The sequence below is a fragment of the Streptomyces olivochromogenes genome, from assembly GCF_001514115.1.
Classification (GTDB): Bacteria; Actinomycetota; Actinomycetes; order Streptomycetales; family Streptomycetaceae; genus Streptomyces; species Streptomyces olivochromogenes.
This window is the reverse complement of the sequence record NZ_KQ948451.1, coordinates 1191898-1206875: the sequence shown is the minus strand read 5'-3', so window position 1 is coordinate 1206875 and position 14978 is coordinate 1191898. Positions and strand designations below refer to the sequence as shown.

The following is a 14978-nucleotide window of genomic DNA, read 5'->3' as shown; positions in this document are numbered from 1 at the left end:
GACCTCAGACGTTCCGGAAGCGGTTGATGGCGTCGATGTGCTGGGCGCGCTTCTCCTCGTCGCGCACACCCAGGCCCTCGCGGGGCGCCAGCGCGAGCACGCCGACCTTGCCCTGGTGGAGGTTGCGGTGGACGTCGTACGCGGCCTGCCCGGTCTCCTCCAGGGAGTACACCTTGGAGAGCGTCGGGTGGATCTTGCCCTTGGCCACCAGCCGGTTGGCCTCCCAGGCCTCGCGGTAGTTGGCGAAGTGGGAGCCGATGATGCGCTTCAGGGACATCCACAGGTAGCGGTTGTCGTACTCGTGGTTGTAGCCCGAGGTCGAGGCGCAGGTGACGATGGTGCCGCCCTTGCGGGTGACGTAGACGGAGGCGCCGAAGGTCTCGCGGCCCGGGTGCTCGAAGACGATGTCGACGTCCTCGCCGCCCGTCAGCTCACGGATGCGCTTGCCGAACCGCTTCCACTCCTTCGGGTCCTGGTTGTGCTCGTCCTTCCAGAACTTGAAGCCCTCGGCGTTGCGGTCGATGATCGCCTCGGCGCCCATCGCCCGGCAGATGTCCGCCTTCTGGTCGCTGCTGACGACGCAGATGGGGTTGGCGCCACCGGCGAGCGCGAACTGCGTCGCGTACGAGCCGAGGCCGCCGCTCGCGCCCCAGATGAGGACGTTGTCGCCCTGCTTCATGCCGGCGCCGTTCCTCGACACGAGCTGCCGGTACGCGGTGGAGTTCACGAGCCCGGGAGCGGCGGCCTCCTCCCACGACAGGTGGTCGGGCTTCGGCATCAGCTGGTTGGACTTGACGAGGGCTATCTCGGCGAGGCCGCCGAAGTTGGTCTCGAAGCCCCAGATGCGCTGCTCGGGGTCGAGCATCGTGTCGTTGTGCCCGTCGCTGGACTCCAGCTCGACGGACAGGCAGTGCGCGACGACCTCGTCACCGGGCTTCCAGGCGTTGACGCCGGGGCCGGTGCGCAGGACGACGCCCGCGAGGTCGGAACCGATGATGTGGTACGGCAGGTCGTGGCGCTTGGTGAGCTCGCTGAGCCTGCCGTAGCGCTCCAGGAAGCCGAAGGTCGCCATCGGCTCGAAGATCGAGGTCCAGACCGAGTTGTAGTTGACGGAGGAGGCCATCACGGCCACCAGAGCCTCGCCCGGGCCGAGCTCCGGCACCGGCACGTCGTCCAGGTGGATCGACTTGCGGGGGTCCTTGTCGCGGGTGGTGAGCCCCGCGAACATCTCCGTCTCGTCCTTGTGCACGGTGATCGCGCGGTACGACTCGGGGAGCGGAAGAGCGGCGAAGTCGGCAGACGTGGCCGTCTGCGACTGAATCGCGTCCAGGATGTCCTTCACGGTGTTGCCTCCGGCGATGAGCGTCTTGAGGGAAGACACTTGAGGGTTACGTCGGTGCTGCTGCTGGGAGTGAGGGGTGTGCCGTCGGTTCGGCGAAGGTGGTGGTGCGGTGGCAGCGCTGGGTTGGCGCAAAAGGTTGCCTGTGACGCAGGCGTCCGGGCGCGCTCGCCAGTGGCTTGCGGGGACAGCCGGCGTACGAAAGGTCTCTGCACGCCGGCCGCCCGGACAACATCAACGTATGGCACGCCGTGTCACCGTGCAAGGCACGGAGTGCCATGAGTTTCGCTCAGGTGAAATCTTTACGTAACACGTGAGCGATGATCGATCAGATCGACCGATGATCGATCAAAACGCACTGGTCAGGGGAGGTATGGAAGGGCCGGTACGCGGGCCGGAGGGGCGGGGTGGCGGGCCGCTTCGGAGAACGCCTGGTGTCGGCGGCACGGCGTGGGGGTTCCGGTGTGGGGGCGCGTGCGGGGGCGCGGTCGGGGTGAGTCGGCGTTGCGGAGGGCCGGCGAGGCGTCCCGGGGAGCCCCGGACATCGGGGGCGCCGGGCGGTCGATGACGGGGGTGCTCGGCGGTGGAGCCGGGGGCGCGGGCGACGCGACCAGAGGGCGTAGATGTCCGAGGGCGGCACTTTTCGGCCCACGACTCGCAGTGCCCGTCCGTCCGGCTGGGGCGGTGGCGTGCCGGGCCGGCGTCGGAGTGTGTCCGCCGGGCAGGCCAGGTACAGGGCCATCGCGGTGCGCGGACGGCGCGCGTGGACGGTTCCTCGATCTCGGCGAGGGTGAAGACCCACCCGTCAAGACCGTGCCGCGCCCCGAGCTTGCCCCCCCGGATTCGTCCCCGGCCGAGCCGTCAGGAGGGGGCTCGGCCCGTCCTCCGGGCGCGCGTGAGTCCGGGTGGGACCGTGCCCCCGGCGGCCGGGAGGCCCCTGTGACCCGCGTTCTACGACCGCTCTCGCAGGGCCTGCTCGATGGTCCGCATGACCTGGTCCAGGGGCGCGTCGACCCGGGCCACGGTCACCAGGACGTCACCCTCGGTGAAGGTGGACGCCGGCGCCGTACGGGGCGTGGTCTCCCGCCCGGCCCCGATCCCCGTCCCGAAGGTCTTGCGGACGATGGAGAAGGCGTGGTCCAGCTGCGCCTCGACGTCGCCTTGTCCCCCCGCCCGCAGCCAGCGCCGCAGGACATGGTTGTGGGCCGTGACCACGGCGGACGCGGCGACCTCCGCGAGCAGCGGATCGTCGTTGGCGTCGTCGTCGTGCGCGTGCTCGTCGAAGTGGCCCAGGAGATAGCGGGTGAAAAGCCGCTCGTAGCGGGCCACGGAGGCGATCTCGGCCTCCCGGAGCGTGGGTACCTCGCGGGTCAGCTTGTAGCGCGAGACGGAGATCTCGGGCTGGGCCGCGTACATCGTCATGACTTCCTTGATGCCGCGGCACACCGTGTCGAGCGGGTGCTCGTGCGCCGGAGCCGCGTTGAGGACCGCCTCCGCGCGGATCAGGGTGTCGTCGTGATCGGGGAAGATCGCCTCTTCCTTGGAGCGGAAGTGGCGGAAGAACGTGCGGCGGGCCACCCCGGCCCGGGCCGCGATCTCGTCGACGGTGGTCGCCTCGTACCCCTTGGTCGCGAACAGCTCCATGGCCGCGGCCGCCAGTTCTCGGCGCATCTTGAGCCGTTGGGCGGCGGCGCGACTGCCCGCGGCGCTCTCCGGAGCGTCGGGCGTGGCTGGTGTACGTGAGGACTTGGCGGGCTGGGACATGACCCGAACGTACTGCATGTGCGCAGGGGAACGCGCATGTCCGGGGAACCCCCCGCCCTCGACGGGCAGGGGGTCCGCGGCCGGGCCGAGCAGTCCGCCCCAGTCGGCGGTGTCGGGCAGCCGGTCGCCGGGACGCTCAGCGGCGGGCATATTCGCGGAAGCCGCGGCCCGTCTTGCGGCCGAGGCAGCCCGCGGCCACCAGGTGCTCCAGGAGCGGCGCGGGGGCGAGACCCGGGTCGCGGAACTCGCGGTGCAGCACCTTCTCGATGGCGAGCGAGACGTCCAGACCGACGACGTCGAGGAGTTCGAACGGCCCCATCGGGTAGCCGCCGCCCAGCTTCATCGCGGCGTCGATGTCGTCGAGGGTGGCGTAGTGCTCCTGGACCATCTTGATCGCGTTGTTCAGGTACGGGAAGAGCAGCGCGTTCACGATGAAACCGGCCCGGTCCCCGCAGTCCACCGGGTGCTTGCGGATCTTCCCGCACAGCTCGCGGACCGTGGCGTGCACGTCGTCCGCGGTCAGGACGGTCCTGACCACCTCGACCAGCTTCATCGCCGGGGCCGGGTTGAAGAAGTGCATGCCGATCACGTCCTGGGGGCGTGAGGTGGCACGGGCGCAGGCGACGACGGGCAGCGAGGAGGTGGTCGTGGCGAGGATCGCGCCGGGCTTGCAGACCTTGTCGAACACTCCGAACAGCTGCTGCTTGACCTCCAGGTCCTCGGCCACCGCCTCCAGGGCCAGATCGACATCGGCGAAGGCGTCGTACGAGCCCGCCGGGACGATCAGGTCCAGGGTGCTCGCGGCGGCCTCGGCGGTCATCCGGCCCTTGTCGACCGAGCGGGCCAGGGACTTGCCGATGCGGGCCTTCGCGGCCTGTGCCTTCTCCTCGGTGCGGGCGGCGAGGACGACCTCGTACCCGGCCTTCGCGAAGACCTCGGCGATGCCGGAGGCCATGGTCCCGGAGCCCGCGACGCCGACGGAGCGGACGGTGCGGCCGGGGACCTCGGGGCCGCCGGAGAGGGGGGTCAGCGCGTCCCGCACGACGGTCGGGCTGCCGGGGGCCTCGTAGGAGTAGAAGCCGCGTCCCGACTTGCGGCCGGTCAGGCCCGCCTCGCTGAGCTGCTTGAGGATGGGCGCGGGGGCGTGCAGCCGGTCGCGGGACTCGGCGTACATGGCCTCCAGGACCGTACGCGCGGTGTCGACGCCGATCAGGTCGAGCAGCGCGAGCGGGCCCATGGGCAGCCCGCAGCCGAGCTTCATCGCGGCGTCGATGTCCTCGCGGGAGGCGTACTTGGCCTCGTACATCGAGGCGGCCTGGTTGAGGTAGCCGAACAGCAGCCCGTCGGCGACGAAGCCGGGGCGGTCGCCGACCGCGACGGGCTCCTTGCCGAGGTCGAGCGCGAGGTTGGTGACCGCGGTCACGGCCGTGGGGGCGGTCAGCACCGACGACACGACCTCGACCAGCTTCATCGCCGGGGCCGGATTGAAGAAGTGCAGGCCGAGGACGCGCTCGGGGCGGGCCGAGTCGGCGGCCAGGCGCGTCACCGAGAGGGCGTTGGTGCCGGTGGCCAGGATGGTGTCCGGGCGCACGATGTTGTCCAGCGCGCGGAAGACCTGCTGCTTGATGTCGTACGACTCCGGGGTCACCTCGATGACCAGATCGGCGTCGGCGGCGGCCGTGAGGTCGGTGAAGGTGCGGAAGCGGGCCAGGGCGTCGGCGCGCTCCTGCTCACTGAGGCGCTCGCGTCGCACGGCGCGGGCGGTGGAGGCTTCGAGGGCGGCCAGGGCCTGGGCGGCCACGGCCTCGCTGATGTCGATGCCGATGACGTCGCGGCCGGCCCGGACGAGGACCTCGGCGATGCCGGTGCCCATCGTGCCGAGGCCGACGACGGCAATGGTCTTCAGCGGGGACAGAGGGGTGTCGGACAGGGGAGTTGCCATCGCGGGACTCCAGGAAGAGGGTGACGACTGAGGAGCGCACGCAGGTACGCCGAGGAGGCGCACGGAGTGCGGAGAGTGCGGGTGTTGCCGGGCTGACGAGCGCACACGCCCGGTGCCGTCCAGAGGGGGGTGCCCGCGAGGGCGTACCCGGGGAACGGTGATGCCGACCGGCCCTGTCCCGGAGCCGTGTCGTACAGAGGTACCTGAGGTACCGAACCGACTGCTCTCACGGCGGCTGCGTCACCAGGCCACCGCAAGCAAGACGCGAGTGGGTAACTCGCTCGTCTGAGCTTAACCCGCCGGTAACGAGCGCGCCAGCCCCCGAGTTTGTGATGTAGGTCCCGGAGCGGCGGGGAGCGCGCCTAGGCTCGGCTTCATGGACGAAGAGTTGCGATCACTCACGGAGCGTCTACGAAACGAGGCGGGGGCTTCGCCGGAGTACGAGCGGCTCGTGGCGACCGAGGATCCGAATGTGCTGGCCGACGCGCTGACCGCGCCCGGACAGCCCTTGTGGGCCAGGGAGTTGGTCGCCTTCAGGCTCGGACTCGCCGGGGACCGGCGGGCGTTCGAGGCACTCGTCCTGCTGCTGAACCACCGCGACCCGCAGCGTTGCACGTCCGCGGCGCACGCGCTCGCCCGTCTCGGCGATCCGCGCACGGCCCGCGCGGCGGCCGCGCTCGCCACCAACGAACTGCGCGTCGCCTACGCGCTGCATCCCGTACGGCTCCTGGTCGAGCTGCGCGCCCCCGAGGCCGTACCGGCGCTGATCACCACCCTGGGGCGCAGGCTGCGCCCCCACGACCCCTACCGCGCGGTCGCCCTGGCCTGTGTGGAGGGGCTCGGGGCGCTCGGGGACGTCCGCGCGAGACCCGTCCTGAGCGAGGCGCTCGCCCATCCGGCACTCGCCGAGGCGGCGGTGCGCGCGCTGGCCCGACTGCCCGGGTGACACGGCGGGCGGCCGACGGGCCGCCTCCCGCAGCGCCTCGTCGACCGTGCTCACCGTGTCGTCGCGCCCCGGACCCGGCCCTTCGAGCGTAGTCCGTGACGTCCGCACGGGAACGGTCGGAACCGCAAAGATGTTCCCCCGCTACGGGCGCGCCCCGGTGCCGGGGCGCGTGAGGGTGCGGGCGTACCGGACCTCGGGCACCGCGACACCGTCCACATCGAAGGGCTCCTCGCCGCCGTCGGGACCGAATCCGGCCTGTGCGTAGAACCGACGCGCCCTGGTGTTCCCCTCAAGCACCCACAGCAGCATTCGCTCGTGCCCCGCGGTCGTGCAGCGGGCGATCGATTCCGTGAGAAGCGCGCGGCCCACTCCGGCCGCGGCTCGCTCGGGATCGACGTAGATCGCGTACAACTCGGCCGATCCGATGCCGTCGCCGCGGGCTTCGTCGTCCCGGTACGGGCCGTGGCAGGACCAGCCGACCACCTCGCCGTCCCGCTCGGCGACCAGGTTCACGACCGCGCCGCCGCCCCGCCCGAAACGCTCGCGCCGCCGGGCCGCGTCCTCGGCCACGCTGAGCGCGTCGAGGTACGACTGGGGCATCAGCCCCCGGTACGCGGTCCGCCAGCCGCGGATACGGATCTCGGCCACCCGCTCGCAGTCCGAGAGGACCATCTCCCGGATCCGGACCGGGAGCGCGCTCACTCGCCCACCACCGCGTACGCCTCGATCTCCATCAGGAACTCGGGGCGGACCAGCGCGGCGACCTGGACCGCCGACGCGGCCGGGAGGCGGTCCGCGGGTATGTGGGCGTCGCGGGCCGCGCGGACGGCCGGCATGTGGGCCATGTCCGTGACGAAGAAGGTGAGTTTGACGACGTCGTCGAAGGTCGCCCCGGCGGCGGCCAGACAGCGGCGCAGGTTCTCGAACACCTGGCGGGCCTGCGCCGCCGCGTCGCCCGCGCCGACGAGCTTGCCGTCCTCGTCCAGGGCGAGCTGTCCCGAGACCGCCACGAAGCGGCCCGTACCGAGGACGACATGCGAGTACGCGGCGGCGGGGGCGACCCCGTCGGGGGCGGGAATGCGGGTCAGCTCACTCATGCGTCCATGGTGGACCATGGGTCTGACAACGCCCCCGACGGGCCGGCAGGGCGTGCTCAGCCGCGGTGGCCGAGCAGCCCGTGCAGCGTCGCGCCGGCCGAGGACGCACCGCCCGAGGCGGTGGACAGCGCCGCCTTCGTGCTCTGCGGCTCCGGATCCGGCAGCTTCTTGCACACCGCGTCGGCCACACCGCTGCCGTGCGGCACCTTGCCGTTGGTGAGGTACGCCGCCAGGTACTTGTCCAGGCAGGCGTTCCCGCTCAGCGTGATGCCGTGGTTCCCGCCACCCTGCTCGACCACCAGGCTGGAGCCCCGCAGCGCGTGGTGGACCGTCACGCCGCCCTGGTAGGGAGTGGCCGCGTCGTTCGTGGCCTGGAAGAGCAGCGTCGGCGGCAGCGCCTTGTTGGCGATGTTCACCGGCCGCAGCGTCTTCGTCGGCCAGAACGCGCACGGCGCGTTGTACCAGGCGTTGTTCCAGGCCATGAACGGCGCCTTGCCGTACACCGCCCAGTTGTCCTTGCGCCACTGGTTCCAGTCGCGCGGCCAGGACGTGTCACGGCACTGCACCGCGGTGTAGATGCTGTAGCCGTTGTCGCCGGAGGCGTCGATGGCGCCGAGGTTCTCGTAGGCCGCGACGAGCGGGGCCGTCTTCTTGTCGTTCACGTAGGCCGCGAACGCCTCGGCGAGGGAGGGCCAGTAGCCGTTGTAGTAGCCGCCAGGGATGAAGGTGTCCTCCAGTTCGGAGGCGCCCACCTTCTTGCCCGCGGGGTTCTTGGCGAGCGCCTTGCGCATGGCGTACCACTTGGCCTCGACCCTGGCCGGGTCCGTGCCGAGCTTGTACGTCGCGTTGTGCTTGGCGACCCACGCCATGAACGCCTGGTGGCGGTCGTTGAAGGCGTAGTCCTGGCCGATGTTGTCCTCGTACCAGACACCAGTGGGGTCGACGATGGAGTCGAGCACCAGACGGCGTACGCGCTGCGGGTAGAGCTTCGCGTACACGGCGCCGAGGTAGGTGCCGTACGAGTAGCCGAAGTAGTTGATCTTCTTGGCGCCGAGCGCGGCGCGGATCGAGTCCATGTCCCGGACCGCGCTCACCGTGTCGATGTACGGCAGCAGGTCGGCGTACTTCTTGCCGCACGCCTTCGCGAAGGCCTTGGCGCGGTCGAGGTTGGCCTTCTCGATCGCGGGGGTGCTGGGCACGGAGTCCGGGCGCACCGGGTTGAAGGACCCGGGCCTGCAGTCCAGGGCGGGCTTGCTGGCACCGACACCGCGCGGGTCGAAGCCGATGACGTCGTACTGCGCCGCCACTGCCTTCGGCAGCGAGGAGGCGACGAATCCGGCCAGCGAGAGTCCACTGCCGCCGGGACCGCCCGGGTTCACCAGCAGAGGCCCCTGGTACGTCTTCGCCGTGTGCGGGACGCGTGAGAGGGCGAGGGTGATCTGCCGGCCGTGGGGCTTGGAGTGGTCCAGCGGCACCTTCAGGGACGCGCATTGGAGCGTCGGATAGCTGCTGGTCCCGCACTTCTTCCAGGTGGGTTTCGCGGTGGTGAGGGTGGTGCGCGGTGCGGTCGCGGAACCGGCGCTCGCGTCGGCGGGGATCGAGGTGATCATCCCGGCCAGTACGGCGGCTGCCCCGCACAGAGCAGCTGCGCGTTTCTTCACAGAGCCTCCCGAGGACGGAGGATTTTGAGCCGTGCACGCCACGGCCTTCGCCGCATAGTCCCGGAAAGGGGCCTCGGAAGAACTCGTTCTGGAAAGTCTTGACCCAATTGAGCCGTGTGATGCGCCCGGATGCCGTCAGGAACGGGCCGGGCAACGGCCGTTCGCCGTGGTCAGAGCAGGGTGAGCTGGGTCGGCTCCGGCGTGGCGGGCGCCACGGGCTCGGCCGGCTCCGAGGGCGCGGCGATCCTGCGGGGCATCCCCGCGCGCGTGGGACCGATGCCGTACTCCTGGGCCAGCTCGTGGACCTGACGGGTGATCCGGCGCTGGTACCACTTCGGGGCGTAGGCGCCCTCCGCGTACAGCCGCTCGTAACGCCGGACGAGATACGGGTGGTAGTGCTCCAGCCAGGCCATGAACCACTCCCGGGCGCCGGGCCGCAGATGCAGTACCAGCGGGGTCACCGAGGTGGCCCCCGAGGCCGCTATCGCCCGCACGGTGGCACGCAGTTGGGCCGGGCTGTCGCCCAGGAAGGGGATCACGGGGGCCATCAGGACGCCGCAGCCGATGCCGTGGTCCGTGAGGGTGCGCACGACGTCCAGGCGGCGCTCCGGGGCCGGGGTGCCGGGCTCGACGGTGCGCCACAGCTGGGAGTCGGTGAAGCCCACGGAGACCGAGATCCCGACGTCGGTGACCTCGGAGGCCTGCTTCAGCAGGTCGAGGTCGCGCAGGATCAGTGTGCCCTTCGTCAGGATCGAGAAGGGGTTCGCGTGGTCGCGCAGGGCCGCGATGATGCCGGGCATCAGCCGGTAGCGGCCCTCGGCCCGCTGGTAGCAGTCGACGTTGGTGCCCATCGCGATGTGCTCGCCCTGCCAGCGGCGCGAGCCGAGCTGGCGGCGCAGCAGCTCCGGCGCGTTGACCTTCACCACGATCTGGGAGTCGAAGTCGAGTCCCGTGTCGAGGTCCAGGTAGCTGTGGGTCTTGCGCGCGAAGCAGTACACACACGCGTGTGTGCAGCCCCGATAGGGGTTGACCGTCCACTCGAAGGGCATGCGCGAGGCCCCCGGTACCCGGTTCACGATCGAGCGGGCCCGGATCTCGTGGAACGTGATGCCACGGAACTCCGGGCTGTCGAACGTACGGGTGGTCACCGCGTCCGCGCCGAACAGCGCGGCGTCCCGGGCACGGTCCCCGGCGGGGTCCGCTGTGAGGTTGTCCCAGCGCATGACGCCTCCTCGGTAGCACTGGGCACAGAATAGAACACATGTTCCCTTGATCGTGCGACCGGTATTCCGGGGCCCCGATTTGGGGGGTCGGGCCGCCGGGTGGTTGGCTTGCCGCACACCCCGAGTCACCAAGTGCTGGAGGAAGTGCAATGGCGCAGGTCGAGGCCACGACGGAACGGGTCATCGCGGCGGACGCGGAGGCGGTGTTCGACGCCCTGGCCGACTACAGCGGCACGCGCGCGAAGCTGCTGCCCGAGCACTTCAGCGAGTACGAGGTGCGCGAGGGCGGCGACGGTGAGGGCACCCTCGTCCACTGGAAGCTCCAGGCCACCAGCAAGCGGGTGCGCGACTGCCTGCTCGAGGTCACCGAGCCCACCGACGGCGAGCTCGTCGAGAAGGACCGCAACTCCTCCATGGTCACCACCTGGCGGGTCACCCCGGCCGGCGAGGGCAAGTCCCGCGTCGTCGTCACCACCGTCTGGGACGGCGCGGGCGGCATCGGCGGCTTCTTCGAGAAGACCTTCGCGCCCAAGGGCCTCGGCAGGATCTATGACCTGGTGCTCGACAAGCTCGCCACCGAGACGCAGAAGTAGCCGGGACGTCCGCCTCTTTGACGGCCGCACGGCCCAAGAGGCAACTCTCCGGGGCGCGTTGTCACCCTCACCGGTTCGAGTGGATCTCCTCGCGACGCGGCGGTACGCCGTAACTCGTCGCGCTTGCTCACAGTTGTCGCGATAAGCGGGAATTGTGCGGTGGGCGCGACGAGGGGAGCGGTACGTGGGCGGGATCACTCTGGTGCAGGACGAACCGGCTGCCGCGCCTCCGCAGCACTCCCCTCCACCGGCCCCCGGGACCGCCCGGCTGAGCCCGCGCCAGGTGCGGCTGGTCTTCTTCGGGCTCATGCTCGCGCTGCTGCTCGCCGCCCTCGACCAGATGATCGTGGCCACCGCGCTCCCGAAGATCGTCGGTGAGCTGCACGGCCTGGGCAGGATGTCCTGGGCGATCACCGCCTATCTGCTCACCTCCACCGTCGGACTCCCCGTCTACGGCAAGCTCGGCGACCTCTTCGGCCGCAAGGGCGTCTTCCAGTTCGCGATCGTCGTCTTCGTGGCCGGTTCGGCGTGCTCGGGACGCGCCCAGAGCATGGACCAGCTGATCGCCTTCCGTGCGATCCAGGGCATCGGCGCGGGCGGCCTCATGATCGGCGTGCAGGCGATCATCGCGGACATCGTGCCGCCTCGCGAGCGCGGCCGCTTCATGGGCCTGATCGGCGCCGCCTTCGGCCTCGCCTCCGTCGCCGGCCCCCTCCTGGGCGGCTATTTCACCGACCACCTTTCCTGGCGCTGGTGCTTCTACATCAACGTGCCCTTCGGCCTGCTCACCCTGGCCGTCGTCACCGTCGTGCTGAAGCTGCCCAGGCCCCCCGCGCGCGGACGCGTCGACGTACTCGGAGTGCTGCTGCTGGCCGCCGCGTCGACCTGCCTGGTCCTGCTGACCAGCTGGGGCGGCACCGAGTACGCCTGGGGCTCACGGGTCATCATGGGGCTCGGCGCGGGCGCGCTCGTCGCGGCCGTCCTCTTCTTCGTCGCCGAGCGCTTCGCCACCGAACCCCTCATCCCGCCGAGGCTGTTCAAGGACGGCGTCTTCAACATCACCGCGCTGGTGGGGCTCGTCATCGGCGTCGCCCTCTTCGGAGCGGCCAGTTATCTGCCGACCTTCCTGCAGATGGTCGACGGGGCGAGCGCCACCGAGTCCGGACTCCTGATGCTCCCCATGATGGGCGGCATCGTCGGCGCCTCCATCATCTGCGGACAGCTCATCAGCCGCACCGGCCGCTACAAGATCTATCCGGTCCTCGGCAGCGCCCTGTCGGCCCTCGGCATGTGGCTGCTGTCCCGCCTCGAAGTCGACACGCCCCGCCTGCAGTACAGCATCTGGATGGCCATCCTCGGCGCGGGCATCGGCATGGTGATGCCGGTCCTGGTCCTCGCCGTGCAGAACTCCGTGCGCCCCGCCGACCTCGGCACCGCGACCAGCGCCAACAACTACTTCCGGCAGATCGGCGGCAGCGTCGGCGCCGCCATCTTCGGCACGCTGTTCGCCCACCGGCTCTCGGAGGCGCTCGCCGACCGCCTGCCCCCGCGCACCGGCCTGCCCGACCCCGAGTCCATCACCCCGCAGCTCGTCCACTCCCTGCCCGGGGCCCTGCGCGACGCCTACGTCCACGCCTACGCGGACGCCATGCCGCGGATCTTCCTCTACCTCGTCCCGGTGCTCGTCCTGGGCCTGCTCATCGCCTGCTTCCTCAAGGAGAAACCGCTGGTGTCCCACAACGCCCCCATCGCCGACCCGGAAGCCACACGGGTCAACGCCCCCATCCCGCAGGCCCGTTCGTCCTACGCCGCCGGGATCCCCGTCTGCGGCACCGTGCAGCACCCCGACGGGACCGTCGTGCCGCGCGCCGCGCTCACCCTCATCGACATCGCCGGACAGCAGATCGGGCGGGGCGCCAGCGGCGAGGACGGCCGGTACGCGCTGTCCACGCCCGGATCGGGGTCGTACGTCCTGATCGCCGCGGCCGGCGGCCACCAGCCGCAGGCCGTCTCGGTGACCATCGGCGAGCGTCCCGTGGAACTGGACGTCGTCCTCGGCGGCGCCGGACGCCTCGCCGGGAGCGTGCTGACCGCGGACGGCAGCCCCGTGCGCGACGCCACCGTCACGCTCACCAACGTCCACGGGGAAGTCGTGGCCACCACCCGCAGCGGGCGCGAGGGCGGCTATGTCATCACGGAGCTGGTGGCGGGCGAGTACACCCTCGCCGCCAGCGCGCCCGCGTTCCGCCCGGCCGCCCTTCCCGTCAGCGTGCAGGCCTCGCGCGAGACCCGCCAGGACGTCGAACTCGCGGGCGGCGCCGTGCTGCGCGGCACCGTGCGGGCGGGCGGCGGCCGGCCCGTCGAGGACGCGCGGGTGACGCTCCTGGACGCCGCGGGGAACGTGGTGGACACCCTCACCACCGGTCCGGACGGGGCGTTCCGGTTCGTCGACCTGTCCTCCGGCGAGTACACCGTCATCGCGGCGGGCTATCCGCCGGTGGCCACCGTGCTGCAAGTGGCCGGTGGGGGGCGCACGGAGCGGGATCTGCAGCTCGGCCACGAGGACTGAACGGCCGCCGCGGGAACCTTCGCGGAGGCGGGCGGTGCGCCGGAGCCGCCCCCTGGAAAGGTCAATTCCCGTATTGCCACACATCGCGACGGGCCGCAGCCGTACGGTAGTGAAGGCGGCACAGATCTTGCGGAGCCGTGGGGAGGAAGGGCCTCGGCCATGGACAGCGGCACAGCAAGTGGCACGGAAAGTGGCACCGCGAGTGGCACCGAAGCGGGCGCACCGCACAGCCGCGGAGCTGGGGACGACGCGGTGGAGGACACCGGGGCCGGGCGCATCCCGCTGGCCGTGGTGGTCGTCGACCGCGACGGACTGGTGTCGCACTGGAGCACCGGCGCCCGGCGGCAGTTCGGCGTGTCCAAGGAGGACGCGGTGGGACGCCCCGCCGTCGACCTGCTCCCCGTCTCCGGCGTGCTCCCCGAAGAGGACGAGATCGCGCCCTACGGGGCGTACGCGGCGTACGACGGACTCGGCCCCGGCCTGGAGTCCTCCCTCGGTGGACGGTTCTCCTACCCGGCCGCCGGACGCGCCCGGCTCACCGTGCCCGAGCGGGACCGCGTGGACGTCCTGTGGTGGGCGTACCCGCTGGTCGGCCCCGGACCGGAGCGACTGCTCGTGCTCGCCGCCGACGCGGACGCGCTGCGCCACGAGGACGACGAGGTGGCCATCGAGCGCATCGCGCCCGGCTTCGCGCTGCACACCGACTTCCCCGGCGCCGAGAAACTGGCCCGCAGACTGCCCGAGATCCTGCCCAGCATGAGCGTGGGAGAGGGCGCCCGCATCGTCGCCCAGGTCCTCGAACTGGGCTACCCCGTCCTGGAGTTCAGCCAGAACGACCGGGTGCCCGTGACTCCCGACTGGGGCGTGCCCCGGCGCGCCGAACGCAAGGCGCGCCGTGAGTGGGCGGCGCGCGCGGCGGCCACCGGCGAGCCCCTGCCGCAGGAGCTCCAGGACGAGGAGGGCGAGGACCTCGAGTACGTCGCCGTCCGCGAGCGCCTGGAGTTCCTCAACGAGGTCAGCGGGCGCATAGGCACCTCGCTCGACCTCGCGCAGACGATCCTCGAGGTCAGCCGGGCCGTGGTGCCGCGCTTCACGGACGTGGCGGGCACCTATCTGCGCGAACAGGTCGTCGCCGGTGAGGGCTTCCCCGACGGTGTGCCCGACACGACCACCATGTGGCACCGCGTCGCCCTCGAACACACCGACGAGCCGGGCCGCTGGGACGACGTCGTGCCGGTCGGCGAGGCCATGCCGTTCCCCGCGCACACACCGTTCTTCCAGTGCATGACCACCGGTGAACCCGTCCTCGTGCCGCGCATCAGCGAGCAGATGGGGCACATGATCGCCGCGCAGTTCGAGAAGCGCGACATCAGGCCGCTGATCACCCATCGCTCCATGCTGGTCGTGCCCCTGAAGGCCCGCAACGTGGTCCTCGGGTTCATGATCCTGCTGCGCCACCCGGAGCGCGTCGAGTTCAACGACATGGACCGGGTCACCGGCGCCGAACTCGCGGCCCGCGCGGGCCTCGTCCTCGACAACGCGCGCATGTACACCTACCAGGAGAGCGTCGCCGAGACCCTCCAGGACAGCATGCTGCCGCACATCGCGCCCCGCATGGCCGGCTGCGACATCGCCACCCGCTATCTGCCCGGCACCCTGCTGGGACGCGTCGGCGGCGACTGGTTCGACTCGGTGAAACTGCCCGGCTCCCGCACCGCCCTCGTCGTCGGCGACGTGATGGGCCACGGCCTCAACTCGGCGGCGATGATGGGCCAGTTGCGTACGGCGGTGCAGACCATGGCGGCGCTCGACCTGCCGCCCGCCCAACTCCTGCGCAACCTCGA

11 protein-coding genes are annotated in these 14978 nt (G+C 71.1%); 4 read left to right on the top strand and 7 right to left on the bottom strand.

What is annotated here, in order from left to right:
* Window positions 1-4: 4 nt before the first annotated feature.
* The 3 genes from ccrA to AQJ27_RS05460 all read right to left on the bottom strand — a co-directional run bounded on the left by ccrA (window position 5) and on the right by AQJ27_RS05460 (window position 5045).
* Window positions 5-1342 carry a crotonyl-CoA carboxylase/reductase gene (gene ccrA, locus AQJ27_RS05470; protein WP_054230524.1) on the bottom strand — a complete coding sequence of 446 codons (1338 nt, stop codon included), beginning with the start codon at window positions 1340-1342 and terminating at the stop codon, window positions 5-7.
* A 948-nt stretch (window positions 1343-2290) separates the two neighbouring features.
* Window positions 2291-3103: a TetR family transcriptional regulator gene (locus AQJ27_RS05465; protein ID WP_067362868.1), complete on the bottom strand. Its 813-nt coding sequence runs from the start codon at window positions 3101-3103 to the stop codon at window positions 2291-2293.
* A 136-nt stretch (window positions 3104-3239) separates the two neighbouring features.
* The gene (locus tag AQJ27_RS05460; protein ID WP_067362260.1) at window positions 3240-5045 is read right to left on the bottom strand and encodes a 3-hydroxyacyl-CoA dehydrogenase family protein; all 1806 of its coding nucleotides are present in this window, start codon (window positions 5043-5045) and stop codon (window positions 3240-3242) included.
* A 376-nt stretch (window positions 5046-5421) separates the two neighbouring features.
* Here AQJ27_RS05460 and AQJ27_RS05455 point away from each other — a divergent pair, with 376 nt between their 5' ends.
* Window positions 5422-5991, top strand: coding sequence for an adenylosuccinate lyase (locus AQJ27_RS05455; RefSeq protein WP_067362257.1), 570 nt, complete (start codon window positions 5422-5424; stop codon window positions 5989-5991).
* A 141-nt stretch (window positions 5992-6132) separates the two neighbouring features.
* On the opposite strand, the gene AQJ27_RS05450 is transcribed toward AQJ27_RS05455, so the two are convergent.
* The 4 genes from AQJ27_RS05450 to AQJ27_RS05435 form a co-directional block, all read right to left on the bottom strand.
* Window positions 6133-6663 (bottom strand): GNAT family N-acetyltransferase, encoded by a 531-nt coding sequence (locus AQJ27_RS05450; protein WP_067362864.1) that lies wholly within the window; start codon window positions 6661-6663, stop codon window positions 6133-6135.
* 26 nt (window positions 6664-6689) lie between these two features.
* Window positions 6690-7088 (bottom strand): RidA family protein, encoded by a 399-nt coding sequence (locus AQJ27_RS05445; RefSeq protein WP_054230293.1) that lies wholly within the window; start codon window positions 7086-7088, stop codon window positions 6690-6692.
* Window positions 7089-7144: 56 nt separating this feature from the next.
* Window positions 7145-8749, bottom strand: a complete 1605-nt coding sequence (locus AQJ27_RS05440) for an alpha/beta hydrolase (protein WP_067362254.1) — start codon at window positions 8747-8749, stop codon at window positions 7145-7147.
* Window positions 8750-8919: 170 nt separating this feature from the next.
* Window positions 8920-9972, bottom strand: a complete 1053-nt coding sequence (locus tag AQJ27_RS05435) for an Rv2578c family radical SAM protein (RefSeq protein ID WP_067362251.1) — start codon at window positions 9970-9972, stop codon at window positions 8920-8922.
* Window positions 9973-10121: 149 nt separating this feature from the next.
* On the opposite strand from AQJ27_RS05435, the gene AQJ27_RS05430 reads away from it, so the two are divergent.
* From AQJ27_RS05430 to AQJ27_RS05420, 3 genes are all read left to right on the top strand, one after another.
* Window positions 10122-10565, top strand: a complete 444-nt coding sequence (locus AQJ27_RS05430; RefSeq protein WP_054230290.1) for an SRPBCC family protein — start codon at window positions 10122-10124, stop codon at window positions 10563-10565.
* A 184-nt stretch (window positions 10566-10749) separates the two neighbouring features.
* Window positions 10750-13134, top strand: a complete 2385-nt coding sequence (locus AQJ27_RS05425; protein WP_067362248.1) for an MFS transporter — start codon at window positions 10750-10752, stop codon at window positions 13132-13134.
* Window positions 13135-13293: 159 nt separating this feature from the next.
* A partial coding sequence (locus tag AQJ27_RS05420; RefSeq protein WP_244313866.1) for a SpoIIE family protein phosphatase occupies window positions 13294-14978 on the top strand: 1685 nt, incomplete at its 3' end.